This is a genomic window from Campylobacter concisus (assembly GCF_002914005.1).
GTDB classification, from domain to species: domain Bacteria; phylum Campylobacterota; class Campylobacteria; order Campylobacterales; family Campylobacteraceae; genus Campylobacter_A; species Campylobacter_A concisus_N.
On the sequence record NZ_POZU01000063.1, the window covers coordinates 1 to 14,612 of the forward strand.

The window sequence follows — 14,612 nt, forward strand, 5'->3', positions numbered from 1 at the left end:
CGCCTAGGCTTTGCATCTGGCTTTCATACCTAGCCTTGGCGTAAGCCGTTCTCATGTTGGTATTAAATATAGTCCTTAGCCGCCTATTGCCTACGTAAATTTCTTTTTCTTTGCCGGTCTTTGGGTCGTTTACCTTGATCTTTCCTAGCCAGCCTTTCTTTGCAAGCATAGGTTTTTCACTATTTTTGTTTGCTGTTAGTCTATTTTACGATATTTTACGTAGCATTTTTTCTAAAAGTAGCTTTAGTCCAACAAGACGAAAATTTATAAAATTTTGCTTTGATATTACATTTGTCATTTTTGTAATTGCTTGTTTTTTAAAAGGTATTTTCAACGCTTTAATGCCACCAAAGGTAAGGCAAATAGATATAAAAATAAAAAATTTACAAAGCAACCTAAAAATAGCCATGATAACGGACGTACATATTGGCGAGTTTTTGCAAAAAGATTTTATGGCAAAGCTTGTTAGTGATATAAATTTAGCAAAACCAGACATTGTTGTGATAGTTGGAGACCTTGTCGATGTGAGTGCGCAGTCTATTGGCGATTTTCTTGATCCCTTAAGATATCTAAGAAGTACTTATGGTACATTTTACGTCCCTGGCAATCATGAGTATTATCACGGGATAGATGGTATTTTAGAAAAAATCAGTTCTCTTGGCATAGAAATTTTAGGTAATAAAAACAAAAAAATTGCGAGTATAAATCTAGCTGGCGTTTACGATTTGGCTGGCATTAGGTTTAAGCATTTAGAGCCAAATTTAGATGAGGCATTGACAGGACGTGACCCATCGCTACCTACTATCTTGCTCTCTCATCAGCCAAAATTTATAAAATCAATGCAGCAAGACGTTGATCTGGTGCTTTGCGGTCATACACACGCTGGTCAAATTTTTCCTTTTGGTCTTTTGGTCTTACTTGATCAGGGATTTTTACATGGGCTTTATAAGATTAATGATAAAATGCAAGCTTATGTTAGCAGTGGTGCTGGATTTTGGGGGCCTCCTGTTAGAATTTTTGCTCCAAGTGAGATTGCAATATTAAATTTAAGTAAGGAATAAAATGAATAAAGACAATCTGTTTTCTCAAATTTTTGGAAAGGTTGCAAAGATTAACTTTTTCAAACCACTTCAAGAAGCCATAAATTCTTTTTACATAAAGCTGTTTAAGATAGATATGAGCGAGTTTAAGCCAGCAAATGAATATAAAAATTTAAATGAGCTTTTTACTAGAAGGCTCATAAAACCAAGAGATTTTGATGCAGCAGATGAGATGTTTATAAGCCCAGTTGATGGTACTTGTCTTAGTTTTGGTAGCACAAAGGAACTAAAGGCCTTTAGCATAAAAGGCATGGAGTATAGTGTAAGTGAGCTATTGGGGCAGAGTGAGCTTGAGGGCGAATATGACTTTGCAAATATTTATCTTAGCCCAAAAGATTATCATCATTATCATGCGCCTTGCGATATTGCCATTAAAAAAGCCATATATATTCCGGGTAAACTTTACAGCGTGGCTGCAAAATGGCTTGCAAAAGTAGACAGCCTTTATACAAAGAACGAACGCGTAGCGCTATTTTGTGAGATAAAAAATGGTAAGAAACTTTGGCTTGTTTTTGTAGGTGCGCTAAATGTCGGAAAGATGAAATTTTGTTTTGATGAGCGTATACAGACAAATGCGATGGCAAATTTTACACAAATTTACGAGTATGGAAATTTACATATCAAAAAGGGTGAACGCCTTGGGAATTTCGAGCTTGGCTCAACTATCGTGATACTTAGCGAAAAAGATGCGATCGAATACAATCTCTTTGAAAATAAAGAGCTTAAATTTGCTGAGACCATCGGAATAATAAAATAAATACGCTAGGCATATGAGTAAAATTTTTTATACCCTACTTGGCCGGTGTCCTATTTGCTTAGATTTTGGTGGTTTTTTCATATATCCATATATAATATGAGCTTAAAATAGTATTAGGTATGAAAGCTTGTAAAATATAATGAGTGCATTATTTTATCTATCGAAATCTTTCTTGCTTTAATTGTGTTCTTCATTGAGCCATCAACCTCTGCAACTAAGCTATTATCTTTACTTATAAAACCCATATTTATATCACAAAGCCGGAGATGGCATTTACATCATTACTTGTATAGAGAAGCTTATGTATCAATAAAAATTATTAATAAGACATAAGATAACTTAGTATATTTTTTAAAAGAATTTTTATTAACTATAATAAGGAAGTTTAAAATCGTCTTACAACCCAAGACTTAAATATTTTTATGTGTAAATTTTGACTATTTAGCCCAAAAGAGGGCTAAATTTAAATATTAAACCTAAAGTGCATAACATCGCCATCTTGTACGACGTAGTCTTTGCCTTCAAGCCTCATCTTGCCAGCCTCTTTGGCTCCGTTTTCGCCGCCATGTGCGATGTAGTCGTTATAGCTTATCACTTCGGCTCTGATAAAGCCCCTCTCAAAGTCGTTGTGGATGACGCTTGCTGCTTTTGGCGCTTTCCAGCCATTTGTGATCGTCCAAGCCCTTACTTCCACGACGCCAGCGGTGAAATAGCTTATCAAATTTAGCTTTGCAAAAGACGTTTTGATGATCTTTTCAAGTCCGCTCTCACTCGTGCCAAGAGATGCCAAAAACTCGTGAGCCTCCTCATCGCTTAGGCCTATTAGCTCCTCTTCTACTTTAGCGCAAAGCTTGATCACCTCGTGATCTGAGGCTTTTGCATACTCTTTTAGCGCTTTTACAAATTTATTATCTTCGCTAAGTCCTTCTTCATCGACGTTCGCACCATAAACTACCTCTTTGGCGCTTAAAAGTCTTAGTTCTCTATTTAACGCCAAAAACGCCTCGCTATCTCTTTGCTCAAAGCTACTTGCACTTTTGCCTTCATTTAGGTGAGCCAAAAGTAAATTTGCTATCTCAAGTGCCTCTTTCGCACCTTTTGCATTTGCTTTTGCTTCTCTTGTGAGCTTTTCTACTTTTTTGTTTAGCTGCTCGATATCAGCTAATATTAGCTCGGTTTGGATGATCTCGATGTCTCTTACTGGATCGACGCTACCCTCGACGTGGGTGATATTTTCATCTTCAAAGCAGCGAACGATATGCAAAATAAGCTCGGTTTCTCTGATATTTGATAAAAATTTATTACCAAGTCCCTCACCAGAGCTTGCACCTTTCACAAGACCAGCGATATCGACAAATTCGATGGTTGAATACTGAATTTTATTAGGATTAACTATCTTTGCAAGCTCATTTAGACGCTTATCAGGCACTGGCACGATGGCTTTGTTTGGCTCGATCGTACAAAACGGATAGTTTGCGCTCTCGGCGTTTTGCGCCTTTGTAAGTGCGTTAAATGTCGTTGATTTGCCCACATTTGGTAGGCCTACGATTCCAACTGAAAGTCCCATCAATTCTCCTTGCCAAGTGCTTGTAAAAAGTATAAATTCATCCTCACGCCAGCCCCGCTCGCACCTGTCTGGTTGTACCCCCATGCCTTTTCGCGGTACGCTGGGCCTGCGATGTCGAGGTGTAGCCACTTATCTTTATACTCGTCCTTGATAAATTTAGCTAGAAACATACCAGCTGTGATTGCGCCGCCATATCTGCTTGAGGCGCAGTTGCTAACGTCTGCGATCTGGCTTTTGATAAGCTCGCTAAGATAAGGGTTAAAATCAAGCGTAGTTGCTAGCTCGCCGCTATCTTTTATCTTGTTTTTAAACTCGTTTTTTAGGTTCTCGCTGTTACCCATGATGCCTGTTGTGTACTCGCCAAGTCCCACGACGCAAGCGCCAGTTAGGGTTGCCATGTCAATTAAGATGTCTGGCTTAAAGTCTTGCGCGTAGCTTAGGCAGTCAGCCAGCACCAAACGTCCCTCTGCGTCGGTGTTTCTCACCTCTATGCTAACGCCACTTCTTGAAATAAGCACGTCATCAGGTTTGTAGGCGTTACCACCGATCATATTTTCAGTTGCACCCAAAATGGCGTGAATTTCAAATGGTAAATTTAGCTCCGCCGCACCTTTTATGATGCCAAGAGCTGCTGCTGCACCGCTTTTGTCTGATTTCATCGTTAGCATATAATCAGCCGGCTTTAAGCTAAGGCCACCGCTATCGTATGTTAGGCCTTTGCCAACAAAGATAATGCGTTTTTTAGGTTTTTTAGGCTTGTAAGTTAGGTGGATGAGCCTTGGTTTATGCACGCTTGCGCGATTTACCGCCAAAAATGCGTTCATATTTTCTTTTGCTAGAAATTTCTCGTCATAGACCTCGCACTTTATGCTTGCGATGTTTTTGGCTAAATTTTGCGCATCCTCGGCCATCTTTTGTGGTGTATAAATTTCTGGGATTTCATTTACGATATCTTTTGCAAAATTTGTAGCACTTGCTATTATCTCTGCCTCTTTAAAGCCATCATTTGCAGCTTTTAGATCGACCTTTTTGCCAGCAAATTCTTCAGTAGAAAAGATGATCTCTTTAAGGGTGTATTTCTCTTTTTTCTCTTTATACTTGTTAAATTCATAACTTCCAAGCAAAAAGCCCTCAGCTAGCGCCTCAAAGCTTAGTTTTTGACACTCCGCTATGTAAGAAGCTAACTTTATGCTCTTAATATTTAGCGACTTTAGTGCGTTATAAGCTTTAGCAGCTGCAACTCTAAGCTCGTCAAGATCAAGCTTAAAAAGTGGCACGTAAGCCCTTTTTGCCTCGCTTAGGACAAGGACACTCTCACCTTTGTAATTATTAAATTTAATAGCCTCTTTATCGCCTATAAATTTATGTTTTAAGTCCTTATCTACTACGAAAATTAGTTCAATATCAGCTTTTATATCTTTTAATTTTTTATCAACTATTTGAAACTGCATGTCTTCTATCTCTCCTTTCGTTTAAAATTTTATTTTCGATGCGCTTAAATGCATAGATCAAAAGCCCCATAAATATGGCAACCACTGGGATAGCGACATACCAGTGCTCTTTTGCTTTTTGAAGTAGCACTAATATATGCTCGCCAAGTATCCAAGCAGGTATGGTGGTGATCGCCGCCCAGCACCAAGCGCTGATTAAATTTATAAAGGCATATTTTTTAGCGTCATAGCCAGTAAGTCCTATGCAAAGCGGTATGATGACACGAAAGCCATACATATAGCGTTGCAAAAAGATGATCGGCCAACCGTATTTTTTCAGCATTATGTGCGCCACTGCAAATTTTCTCCGCTGCGTGTGAAGCCTTTTTGCGATGTATTTTTTATTGTAACGGCCAAGGTAGAAGTAAATTTGATCTCCCACAAAGCCTCCAAGTCCAGCCACAAAGATAGCAAGTGCGATATGCATGTGCGTGGTGTGAGCGAGAATTCCAGCCATTATTAAGGCCATCTCGCCTTCCATGATACACCAGACAAAAAGTATGATGTAGCCGTACTCTTTAAGCAGTTCTATGAAAAATTCTTCCATTCTAAACCTCTAAAACGCTATAAATTTTAGTAAGCGACTTTAATTTTTCGCTCCCTTTTAGATCGACTAGATCTATGAGAAAGCAAGCTTCAACGCAGGTTGCGTTAGTTTGGTTGATAAGCTCAACTGAAGCCTTTGCGGTGCCTCCAGTGGCTATGAGATCATCCATCAAAAGCACTCTAGCGCCCGCTTTTTCTCCAAAAGCATCGATGTGAATTTGAACTTCATCGACGCCATACTCTAGGCTATATTTTTGAGAAAGCGTGATAAAAGGCAGTTTTTTTGGCTTGCGAATAGGCACAAAAGGCAGCCTTAGCCTTGCCGCAAGTGCCGCGCCAAAGATGAAGCCACGTGACTCGATGCCAGCGATGTAGTCGATATTTGCACCCTCATATCTCGCCACTAAATGATCTATCAAAAAGTTAAATGCCTCTTTGTTGTTTAGTAGCGTAGTGATGTCGCGAAAAACTATGCCAGGCTTTGGAAAATCATTTATGCAGCGAATAGAGTTTAGTAAAAATTCTTTGCCTTTTTGATCTAAAATTTTCATAAATTTCCTTAAATTTGAGGTTATAGTAGCGCTTCGATCTTGCCTTCAAGCTCACGTATGCGTTGTCTTAGCTTGTCGTTTTCTAGGCGGTACTGGGAATTTCTTGTGCGAAGCGAGGTCACGTCGTTTTTAGTTTTGTTTAGCTCGTCTGTTAAGATGTCGATGTTGCCGAGGCTTCGTTGAAGTTGGATCTGAAATTTTCTTATGACGACCTCGGTGTCTTGGAGGTTATTTTTCATAAAATCTTTTGTCGCACGCTCTTTTTTAAGAAGCGTTTTGAAGTAAAAAACCATGACGGTTAGGTAGATCGCGGCACAAACAAGAGCGGTAAAAACGATCCACTCGCCTATCATTTGCCTGCCTCAAGCTCGATTTTTTTGACTCTTCTTTCGTGTCTGCCACCTGCAAACTCAGTCTTTAAAAAGGCTTCTACCGCCGAGATAGCAACGCCTGCGCCGATAACCCTTGCGCCAAAAGCGATGACATTTGCGTCATTGTGCTCTCTGGCAAGCCTTGCGGTAAATTCGTCGTGACAAAGGGCACACCTTACGTTTTCATGCCTGTTTGCGGCGATTGAGATGCCTATGCCTGTGCCACAAACTAGCACGCCGTAGCAGTTAGGCTCAAGCTTGCTTGCTAACAAATGCGCATAATCAGGGTAATCAACGCTATTTTTATCGTTTGCACCAAGATCAACCACTTCGTATCCAAGCCCTTTAATGGCCTCTTTAAGCTCGTTTTTTAGCTCAAAACCAGCGTGATCGCTAGCTAAGAAAACTTTGTCTATCTTCATGAAAAGTCCGTTAAATTTTTTGTTGATTATAGTCAAAGTTGCATTAAAATAAAATTTTACTCTCAGCCAAAATGAAGCTATAATTTACCAAAAATTTAAAGGAGAAAATGTGAAAAAAGCACTCTTTTTAGTGGCTTCTACGCTAGCCTTTGCAAATGAAAATCTAATAGAGATCTACACAGATCAAACCATTATCACTCAAAAATTTAGTGACGCAAACAGCTCTTTTAGTGCCTTTGTGCCAGAGGGCGTGGAGAGCGAGAGCATCACTATAAATGGGGATTGTGACGCGAATGCTAATCTAAAAAAGATTAGCGAAGAAAGTAGCCAAAGTTACATAAAATGGAAACAAGAAGTTATAAATTTAAATAATAAACTTGAGGCGCTAAATGCAAGAGGCAGGTTTATAGAACAAGCTTTGGTAGGAGAAGATAAAAGTAACGACGTGACAAAAAGAGCTGATGAGTTTTATAAATTTAGCCTAGAAAATATCGAGAAAATTTCAGCTGCTAAAAGCGAGCTTGAAGCGCTTAAAGAAAATGAGCCAAAAAGCGAGATGGCTGGATTTTTGCAGCTTGATATGAAATTTGCTTGCAGCCCAAAAGAGGCGACGCTTTCATATATGGATGACGAGGCCCCAAAGACGCTAAATGAAATTTATGCAGATATGAAAAACAAAAATATCTTGATAAAACAAGAAATTTTGCTCACCAACCCTTTTGCAAGCGATGTTAAAAATTTAAAGCTCGCTATCTACCCAACCAGATATCAAAAGGCGCTTGCTCCAAGTAGCTTTTATCCTTGGTATGAGGAGAGTGAGGCAGAAGCTGCTAGATATAGCGCTTCAAAAAATATGCTAAGAGCTGCGAAAGTCACTGCTGAGGTCGCTGATATGCGTGTGCAAAGAGATGAAAATGAGTTTGCTAAAATTTGGAAGATAGATGGGATAAATTTAGCAAAAGGCGAGAGCAAATATATAACTTATGACACGCAAAAAATGGATGCAAATTTTAGTATTTTTGCTGATTTTTATGGCTCGCTAAAGGCATATAATGTAGCTAGCTTTAAGCTAAATGACGACCTAACGCCAGCTAAAACGCAGTTTTATGTTAATGGTGTGAGTGTCGGTAGTCCTGGCGAGTTTGAGATGAAAGCAAAAGATGAGCCATCTCAGCTATTTTTGGGACAAAACGAGCTAATCGAGCTTAAAAAAGAGCGATTAAATAAATTTAAAAAGAGCTCGCTTCTTGGCAAGGAGCACATAAGCGAAGAGGGCTATGAGATAAGAGTCAAAAATAACTCAAGTAAAAGTGTCGATGTCACTTTGGTTGATCGCGTGCCAGTATCTGCTGATGAGGCGGTAAAGGTCGAGCTAAAGGGCTTTGACAAAAAAGATATCAACAAAGATGGCAAGGTGGAGCTTAAATTTAGCCTTGCTCCAAAAGAGGAATTTAAAAAAGAGTACTCTTATAAGATCACAAAGCCAAAAATTTAGAGCAAATTTGCTCTAAATTTAGCCATTTATAAAGGCGCTTGCGATATCTAAAACATATCTTGTCGGATAAAATATAGTATCTTTTAAAGGCGAGATGAGGATGATGATGAGGTTAAAGATGGCTAACATCAAATTTAAAAGCGCAAGCGTAAATAAAAACTGAAGTAAAATTTCAAAGGTTTCTATATTTAATAAAGCCTTTAGCACAAAAAGCGACAAGATGCCTAAGATGATGTTGTAGCAAATGCCAGCTAGACTTACGTAGATAGCTGCCTTGTAGCCGCCATTTCGCACGACTGTGTAGGTATTTACAGGCACTGGTTTTGCCCAGCCAAACATCATGCCAGTGCTTAGATAAAGCACCAGTGGCACGATGATAGTGCCAACAAGATCGATGTGTTTTATGGGATTTATACTAAGTCTGCCAAGGCTTTTTGCGGTGTTGTCGCCAAATTTATAAGCGACATATCCGTGAGCGATCTCGTGGCCTACGATGGCGATTATTAAAGAGATGACGATAGTGGCGACTTTGACTATGTCTATGTTATCAATGAAGCCCATCTACTTCGCCTTCTTTTAGAGCTTGTTTTGTAAAAAACTCATCGTTTTCTATCGTATCCACAAAGCGTCCGATACGCTCCCAACGCACATTGTAGTTCTTATCCCAGCTAAAATATATAAACCAAGGCTGTCCGACTATGTCCTTGTAAGCCACGCTTCCCCAAAAACGGCTATCATTTGAGTGATCGCGGTTGTCGCCTATCATAAAGTACTCATCCTTTGGCACTTTGACGTAAAATGCATTAAAGTTAAAATTTGGATTTTGAGGAAGTGAGCTAATGGACACTGGCTTCATAAAAACACTATCTTTGTTTGTATTTAGCATGAAAATCATCTGCTCAAATAAATTTACATTTTCATCGTAGTGGATGCCGCTAAATCTATATGGCTCTTTTATGAAAAGTTTGCCATCAAGCTCGGTTATATCGCTACATGAGTAGCCAAATTTACTCTCTTTACCATTTAAATTTTCACGGCAGTTTGCCTTTATAAAGCTATCTCCCTCTTTTGGACGCAAATACAAGGCTTTTTCGGTAAATACTATCTCATCTTCGCTTGTGGCAAAGCAACGTTTTACAAAGTGGGTCTTTTCATCTTTTGGATAACGAAAGACGACTATATCGCCTCTTGCCGGACCATCACCTGTTGCAAGATGCCCATTGTCATTTAGCTCGGGTAAAATTTTTACCTCAAGCCATGGAATTCTTGGTGTTGGTATACCATAAACAAATTTTTTAGCGAATAAAAAATCACCAACCAAAAGCGTATTTTTCATCGAACCAGACGGGATTACAAAGGCTTGAGCTACAAAGAAAATGACAAGCAAAACGATGATAACCGTGCCTGTCCAGCTCGAGCAAAAGTCATAAAATTTAGTAAAAGCTCTCTTCATTATCTCACTCTTTAATTTTTAGCTATCTTTGCTTGTGCAGCAAGGATTGTGTTGTTTAAAAGCATGGCTATGGTCATCGGGCCAACGCCGCCAGGAACAGGCGTGATGTATGAGCATTTTGGTGCGACCTCGTCAAAATCCACATCGCCCACAAGCCTGCCATCATCAAGTCTGTTTATGCCCACATCAACGACTACTGCGCCATCTTTTACCATGTCAGCCTTTAAGAAAAATGGCTTGCCAATGGCTGCAACGATGAGGTCAGCATTTTTGCAAATTTCTTTTAAATTTTTAGTCTTGCTGTGTGTCACAGTAACCGTTGCAGAGGCATTTAGGAGTAAATTTGCCATAGGTTTGCCAACGATGTTGCTTCTGCCAATCACCACTGCATTTAGTCCAGCTACTTCTATGCCATACTCTTTTAAAATCTCCATCACGCCAAGGGGTGTGCAAGGCACGAAGCCTTCAAGTCCGCTAACGAGCTTGCCAACATTTACAGCGTGAAAGCCATCTACATCTTTTCGTGGATCGATCGCTGCGAGCACGACGTTTGTATCGATGTGCTTTGGCAGTGGTAGCTGAACCAAGATGCCATGGATGCTATCATCTAAATTTAGCACGTTTATAAGTGCAAGTAGCTCATTTTGGGTTGTATTTTCACTTAGACGGTGAGCCACGCTTTTTATGCCGTATTCGTTGCAGGCTTTCTCTTTGGCTCTAACGTATGTTTGAGATGCCTTATCTTCGCCGACTAAGACGACGGCTAAGGTTGGCTCGATACCAAATTTCTTTAGCTCATCAGCTCTTACTTTTACGCTTTCTTTGACCTTTAAAGATACGGCTTTTCCGTCTAAAATTTTCATATTCGATCCTTACTTAAAAGCTTTTTTAATCACAAGGGTGGTATCATACCTAAAAATAAATTAAATTTTTAAAAGAGAGGTTTATGAGGTCTGTTTTTTTGATTTTGCTTTTTTGCGTGGCGATTTTTGGTGCTGATTTTATCACAAAGACCGAGTACGCCAAGATGCTCTACCTAAATCCACGTGGCATAGGCTGTGATAAATGTCACGGCGCAAAGGGCGAGGGCAGCCTAATCTCTAAATACAAGCACTTTGACAAAAAAACAAACAAAACGGTCGATGACGAGCTTAGAGCGCCAAAGATAAACGATATAGATTTTGAAAGCTTTAAAGCAGCTCTTACAAAACCAAAAGGCGTCATGCCAAGCTACTTTTTAACAGACGAGGAGACGACCATCCTTTATGAATACATCACAAATCAGATGAAACCTCCTGCAAAAGCGCCAAAAACACAAAATTTAGCCAAGCCAGTCGCACCTGCTGCTACGCAAAAACAGCCAGAGCAACCTGCTAAAGCCGCCCCTGCTACAAAACCAGCAGAACCAGCTAAAACTACCACAGCTAAGCCAGCTGAGTCAGCAAAAACCGCTACTACGCAAGCACCAAAGTCAGCAGTAAAACCAGCTACAAACCCAAAAGATAATCAAAAAACAAATTTAAAAACACAAAATCAAAAGGATAAAAAATGACAAATAAAGAGGCATTTAGCGAAGCCAAAAAATATATCCCAGGTGGTGTAAATTCGCCTGTTCGTGCATTTGGAAGTGTTGGTGGTGAGCCTGTAATGATCGATCACGCAAAGGGAGCTTATCTATACGACATCGAGGGTAAAAAATACCTTGACTTCATCCAAAGCTGGGGACCGCTCATCTTTGGTCACTGCGACAAAGATATCGAAGAAGCGATCATCTCTGCTGTAAAACAAGGCGTATCTTACGGCGCGCCATCTCCAAAAGAGACCACTCTAGCAAAGCTAATATGCGATGAGTTTAAACAAATAGATAAAATTCGCTTCGTTAGCTCTGGCACAGAGGCTACCATGAGCGCTATCAGAGTGGCTAGAGGATATGCTAAAAAAGATGGTCTAATAAAATTTGAAGGCTGCTACCACGGACACAGCGACGCACTTCTTATCAAAGCAGGAAGTGGTGCTACGACATACGGCAACGCTTCAAGCAGCGGCGTGCCACAAGATGTTGTGAAAAACACTTTTTTAGCTATCTACAACGACATCGAGAGCGTAAAAGCCATTTTTGAGAACAATAAAGACAAAATCGGTGTCGTCATAATCGAGCCTATCGCTGGAAATATGGGGCTTGTGCCAGCTGATAAGAAATTTTTAGAGGAGCTTAGAGCGCTTTGCGATAAATTTGGCGCTGTGCTTATCCTTGATGAGGTTATGAGTGGCTTTAGAGCCTCACGCCTTGGCTCATATCCATTTCATGAGGTGGACGCTGATCTCATCACATTTGGCAAGGTTATAGGCGGAGGCATGAACGTCGCTGCATTTGGGGGTAAAGCTGAGATAATGGACTGCTTAAGCCCAGATGGCGCTGTCTATCAAGCAGGCACGCTAAGTGGCAACCCAGTAGCGATGAGTGCTGGCATAGCGGCTATTTCTAAGATAAATAGCGACGCAAATTTATATGCTAGACTTGAAAAACTAGCTAAAAAACTAATGGACGGCTTTAAAGAGGCTGCAAAGAGTGCTGGCATCACCATCCAAACTGATGTTTGTGGCTCTATGTTTGGCTACTTTTTTACAGATCACGCCGTGAAAAACTACGACGATGCGTTAAAGAGCGATACAAAGCTATTTGCTAAATTTCACCAAGCGATGCTTAAACGCGGAATTTATCTAGCGCCAAGTCAGTTTGAGACGGGATTTGTCTGCGATGCGATGAATGAAACCGATATCGATCTAGCGGTAAGCGCAGCTAAAGAGGCGTTTTTGGAGATAAAAGCCTAATGGCAAAATTTAAGATAAAAGATATCGTAGCAGGTGCTGAGCAACTAAGCCTTGGCGTTTCAATCGTAGTTGCGATCTTGCTTGGCACTGGGCTAGGGTATTTTGTAAAAAAGGCTACAAATTTCACACCAGCTCTTTGGATAGGCTTTGCTATTGGCATTGCAGCTGCTATTTTAAATGTCTATAAAGCTTACAAAGCACAGATAAAAAGCCTAGATGAGCTAAAAGATGAAAGTAGGTATAAAGGCTACACAAAAGACGATGATGAGGACGATTAGTAGACTTTTGATTTGCTATTTTGCGCTTTGGCTAGCTCTTAGCGTGGTTGGCAAATTTATATCAAATCAATTTTTTATAAGCTCGCAAATTTCATTTTTTGCCTCGCTTATCATCCTAACGGCTAGTTTTTTTGCCTATAAAAACCGTATAAACTCAAGGCTAGAAAATGCAAGAGATGAAATTTTAGCCACAATAAAAGAAGAGGACGAGGATGAGGAGGATGAAATTTCTCTTCAAGAAGAGATAAAAGAATTTAACCTAAAGGATGAGAAAACAAGGCTAAAAAAGCAGAAATTTTCATTTAAGGATAAGAGTTATGTGGTAGCATTTATGCCTTACCGCTTGGTGGCTTATGCAGCATTATTCTTGGGATTTTTATTTTTAAGAAATGAAAATTTACTAAATGTGCCTGGCTTTTTAGTGGGGCTTGCTCCGATGCCTATTGGTGCATTTATTTTTGGGCTTATGGAGAATAAATTTAATACCGCAAAGGATACTAATGGCAAGTAGCTTTAGGATCATCCGTTCGATGGGGCCACTATTTTTAGGCATGAGTTTACTTTTTATCGGAAATGGCCTAGTCATCGCATCTTGTAGTGCACTGCTTAAGCAAAATGGAGTGGGTGAGCTAGAGATTGGATTAATCAATACAGGCTTTTTTGTGGGTGCGTTAATTAGCACCATTACAGCTCACAGAGTCATCTCAACTACTGGGCACATCAGAGCATTTGCCATCTTTTCAGCCATTTTTGCAGTCTCAGCCATGCTTCATGCCATCAGTCAAAATTTGATCTTTTGGGCATTATTAAGGGTGTTTTTGGGGTATTGTTATTATGCGCTTTTAATGGTTATAGAAAGCTGGCTAAATGCAAAAATTCCAAATAAAATAAGATCTCGTGTGATAGCTTTTTATGAAGGCGTTTTTTACACCAGTTTTGGACTAGGCATTTTGATCTTGGCCCTTGATCTTAGTGTATTTGAAATTTTTATAATAAGTGCAGCTTTTATCATGCTCTCAAGCATTCCACTAAATTTAATCCGCATAAATCAGCCTCAAATCCCAGAGCGTCAGCCCATAAATATCCCAAAAATTTTTGGCATAGTCCCACTAGCTCTTGTAGGGGCTCTCATTGCGGGCCTAGCGATAAATGGTTTTTTCTCGATGGCAAGCCTCTTTATCATACTTCAAGGATACGGCGCAAAGGAAGCATCATTTTTTATGACTGTTGCGATGATAGGGGGCTTTTTGGCTCAGATTTTTATCGGAGGTTTTTCTGATAAATACGGAAGAAGGCCAGCCTTAATTTTATGCAGTAGCGTGGCTTTGGTGAGTGCGGTTTTATTTTTATTAAATGGCAACAACCTAAGCATTCAATACATTCTTTCATTTTTCTTTGGCGGTGGTATTTTTTGCACATATGGACTTTCTCTGGCTAGAGCAAACGACGAGATCACAGACAAGGCAAAGAGCGTTCAAGTAGCACGTGCACTGCTTTTTAGCTACTCTTTTGCCTCGCTTTTCTCGCCACTTCTTATGAGCTATGCGATGAAAATTTTTGGTTCGTTTGGTTTTATTTATGTTTATTTGGTGCTTTTTGCTGGACTTATTTTATTTGCAATAACACAAAAGACAATACCACAGCACATGAGAAAAGAGTACAACGATAGGCTCGTTGCAAGGACGGCTGGCATAGCTACTATTGAGCAAAATGGAAATTTTGCCGATAGAAAAAATAAAAAGTAAAAAAT

The 14,612-nt window shown here is 39.8% G+C and carries 16 protein-coding genes and 1 pseudogene; 8 read left to right on the forward strand and 9 right to left on the reverse strand.

Features of this window, described 5'->3' with window-relative positions; translation table 11 throughout:
- Positions 1–341 precede the first annotated feature (341 nt).
- A complete protein-coding gene (locus CYP54_RS06910) occupies positions 342–1,061 on the forward strand; it encodes a metallophosphoesterase (RefSeq protein WP_258033701.1) in 720 nt (239 codons plus the stop codon).
- A 1-nt stretch (position 1,062) separates the two neighbouring features.
- Entirely contained in the window at positions 1,063–1,857 is a 795-nt protein-coding gene (locus CYP54_RS06915; protein ID WP_103604692.1) for a phosphatidylserine decarboxylase, read from the forward strand.
- A gap of 463 nt (positions 1,858–2,320) precedes the next feature.
- On the opposite strand, the gene ychF is transcribed toward CYP54_RS06915, so the two are convergent.
- Genes ychF through rpiB form a run of 6 tightly spaced genes read right to left on the reverse strand, consistent with a single transcriptional unit; the run spans position 2,321 to position 6,804 of the window.
- Positions 2,321–3,424: a redox-regulated ATPase YchF gene (gene ychF / locus CYP54_RS06920; RefSeq protein WP_103604693.1), complete on the reverse strand. Its 1,104-nt coding sequence runs from the start codon at positions 3,422–3,424 to the stop codon at positions 2,321–2,323.
- On the reverse strand, positions 3,424–4,875 hold the full coding sequence (locus CYP54_RS06925; protein WP_103604694.1) for a leucyl aminopeptidase: 1,452 nt from the start codon (positions 4,873–4,875) through the stop codon (positions 3,424–3,426). Before CYP54_RS06925 ends, ychF begins: the two co-directional genes overlap by 1 nt.
- Positions 4,856–5,461 carry a DedA family protein gene (locus tag CYP54_RS06930; protein WP_021086394.1) on the reverse strand — a complete coding sequence of 202 codons (606 nt, stop codon included), beginning with the start codon at positions 5,459–5,461 and terminating at the stop codon, positions 4,856–4,858. The genes CYP54_RS06925 and CYP54_RS06930 overlap by 20 nt, the downstream gene beginning before the upstream one ends.
- A 1-nt stretch (position 5,462) precedes the next feature.
- A complete protein-coding gene (gene apt / locus CYP54_RS06935; RefSeq protein WP_103604695.1) occupies positions 5,463–6,011 on the reverse strand; it encodes an adenine phosphoribosyltransferase in 549 nt (182 codons plus the stop codon).
- Positions 6,012–6,031: 20 nt separating this feature from the next.
- Positions 6,032–6,364, reverse strand: a complete 333-nt coding sequence (locus tag CYP54_RS06940; RefSeq protein WP_002939538.1) for a hypothetical protein — start codon at positions 6,362–6,364, stop codon at positions 6,032–6,034.
- A complete protein-coding gene (gene rpiB, locus CYP54_RS06945; RefSeq protein ID WP_103604696.1) occupies positions 6,361–6,804 on the reverse strand; it encodes a ribose 5-phosphate isomerase B in 444 nt (147 codons plus the stop codon). The genes CYP54_RS06940 and rpiB overlap by 4 nt, the downstream gene beginning before the upstream one ends.
- 109 nt (positions 6,805–6,913) lie before the next feature.
- On the opposite strand from rpiB, the gene CYP54_RS06950 reads away from it, so the two are divergent.
- Entirely contained in the window at positions 6,914–8,299 is a 1,386-nt protein-coding gene (locus tag CYP54_RS06950; protein ID WP_103604697.1) for a DUF4139 domain-containing protein, read from the forward strand.
- Positions 8,300–8,317: 18 nt separating this feature from the next.
- On the opposite strand, the gene CYP54_RS06955 is transcribed toward CYP54_RS06950, so the two are convergent.
- From CYP54_RS06955 to folD, 3 genes are read right to left on the reverse strand one after another with little or no spacing between them, the layout of a single operon-like run.
- Positions 8,318–8,860: a site-2 protease family protein gene (locus CYP54_RS06955; RefSeq protein WP_103604698.1), complete on the reverse strand. Its 543-nt coding sequence runs from the start codon at positions 8,858–8,860 to the stop codon at positions 8,318–8,320.
- Positions 8,847–9,752 carry a signal peptidase I gene (lepB, locus tag CYP54_RS06960; RefSeq protein WP_103604699.1) on the reverse strand — a complete coding sequence of 302 codons (906 nt, stop codon included), beginning with the start codon at positions 9,750–9,752 and terminating at the stop codon, positions 8,847–8,849. The genes CYP54_RS06955 and lepB overlap by 14 nt, the downstream gene beginning before the upstream one ends.
- 11 nt (positions 9,753–9,763) lie before the next feature.
- On the reverse strand, positions 9,764–10,615 hold the full coding sequence (gene folD, locus CYP54_RS06965) for a bifunctional methylenetetrahydrofolate dehydrogenase/methenyltetrahydrofolate cyclohydrolase FolD (RefSeq protein ID WP_103604700.1): 852 nt from the start codon (positions 10,613–10,615) through the stop codon (positions 9,764–9,766).
- Between the two features lie 83 nt (positions 10,616–10,698).
- Between folD and CYP54_RS09915 the strand changes: the two are divergent.
- From CYP54_RS09915 to CYP54_RS06990, 5 genes and pseudogenes are all read left to right on the forward strand, one after another.
- Positions 10,699–11,034, forward strand: a pseudogene (locus tag CYP54_RS09915) (c-type cytochrome); the annotation flags it as partial.
- A gap of 266 nt (positions 11,035–11,300) precedes the next feature.
- The gene (hemL, locus tag CYP54_RS06975; RefSeq protein ID WP_103604702.1) at positions 11,301–12,584 is read left to right on the forward strand and encodes a glutamate-1-semialdehyde 2,1-aminomutase; all 1,284 of its coding nucleotides are present in this window, start codon (positions 11,301–11,303) and stop codon (positions 12,582–12,584) included.
- The gene (locus CYP54_RS06980; RefSeq protein ID WP_084108504.1) at positions 12,584–12,862 is read left to right on the forward strand and encodes an AtpZ/AtpI family protein; all 279 of its coding nucleotides are present in this window, start codon (positions 12,584–12,586) and stop codon (positions 12,860–12,862) included. The genes hemL and CYP54_RS06980 overlap by 1 nt, the downstream gene beginning before the upstream one ends.
- On the forward strand, positions 12,813–13,373 hold the full coding sequence (locus tag CYP54_RS06985) for a hypothetical protein (protein ID WP_258033704.1): 561 nt from the start codon (positions 12,813–12,815) through the stop codon (positions 13,371–13,373). The genes CYP54_RS06980 and CYP54_RS06985 overlap by 50 nt, the downstream gene beginning before the upstream one ends.
- Entirely contained in the window at positions 13,363–14,607 is a 1,245-nt protein-coding gene (locus tag CYP54_RS06990) for an MFS transporter (RefSeq protein WP_103604704.1), read from the forward strand. Before CYP54_RS06985 ends, CYP54_RS06990 begins: the two co-directional genes overlap by 11 nt.
- Positions 14,608–14,612 lie beyond the last annotated feature (5 nt).

What these genes read in the sequence shown, in the direction of transcription:
- CYP54_RS06910 (WP_258033701.1), top strand. Translation starts at nt 342, where the DNA reads ATGCCACCAAAGGTAAGGCAAATAGATATAAAAATAAAAAATTTACAA.
- CYP54_RS06915 (WP_103604692.1), top strand. Translation starts at nt 1,063, where the DNA reads ATGAATAAAGACAATCTGTTTTCTCAAATTTTTGGAAAGGTTGCAAAG.
- ychF (WP_103604693.1), bottom strand. Translation starts at nt 3,424, where the DNA reads ATGGGACTTTCAGTTGGAATCGTAGGCCTACCAAATGTGGGCAAATCA.
- CYP54_RS06925 (WP_103604694.1), bottom strand. Translation starts at nt 4,875, where the DNA reads ATGCAGTTTCAAATAGTTGATAAAAAATTAAAAGATATAAAAGCTGAT.
- CYP54_RS06930 (WP_021086394.1), bottom strand. Translation starts at nt 5,461, where the DNA reads ATGGAAGAATTTTTCATAGAACTGCTTAAAGAGTACGGCTACATCATA.
- apt (WP_103604695.1), bottom strand. Translation starts at nt 6,011, where the DNA reads ATGAAAATTTTAGATCAAAAAGGCAAAGAATTTTTACTAAACTCTATT.
- CYP54_RS06940 (WP_002939538.1), bottom strand. Translation starts at nt 6,364, where the DNA reads ATGATAGGCGAGTGGATCGTTTTTACCGCTCTTGTTTGTGCCGCGATC.
- rpiB (WP_103604696.1), bottom strand. Translation starts at nt 6,804, where the DNA reads ATGAAGATAGACAAAGTTTTCTTAGCTAGCGATCACGCTGGTTTTGAG.
- CYP54_RS06955 (WP_103604698.1), bottom strand. Translation starts at nt 8,860, where the DNA reads ATGGGCTTCATTGATAACATAGACATAGTCAAAGTCGCCACTATCGTC.
- lepB (WP_103604699.1), bottom strand. Translation starts at nt 9,752, where the DNA reads ATGAAGAGAGCTTTTACTAAATTTTATGACTTTTGCTCGAGCTGGACA.
- folD (WP_103604700.1), bottom strand. Translation starts at nt 10,615, where the DNA reads ATGAAAATTTTAGACGGAAAAGCCGTATCTTTAAAGGTCAAAGAAAGC.
- hemL (WP_103604702.1), top strand. Translation starts at nt 11,301, where the DNA reads ATGACAAATAAAGAGGCATTTAGCGAAGCCAAAAAATATATCCCAGGT.
- CYP54_RS06980 (WP_084108504.1), top strand. Translation starts at nt 12,584, where the DNA reads ATGGCAAAATTTAAGATAAAAGATATCGTAGCAGGTGCTGAGCAACTA.
- CYP54_RS06985 (WP_258033704.1), top strand. Translation starts at nt 12,813, where the DNA reads ATGAAAGTAGGTATAAAGGCTACACAAAAGACGATGATGAGGACGATT.
- CYP54_RS06990 (WP_103604704.1), top strand. Translation starts at nt 13,363, where the DNA reads ATGGCAAGTAGCTTTAGGATCATCCGTTCGATGGGGCCACTATTTTTA.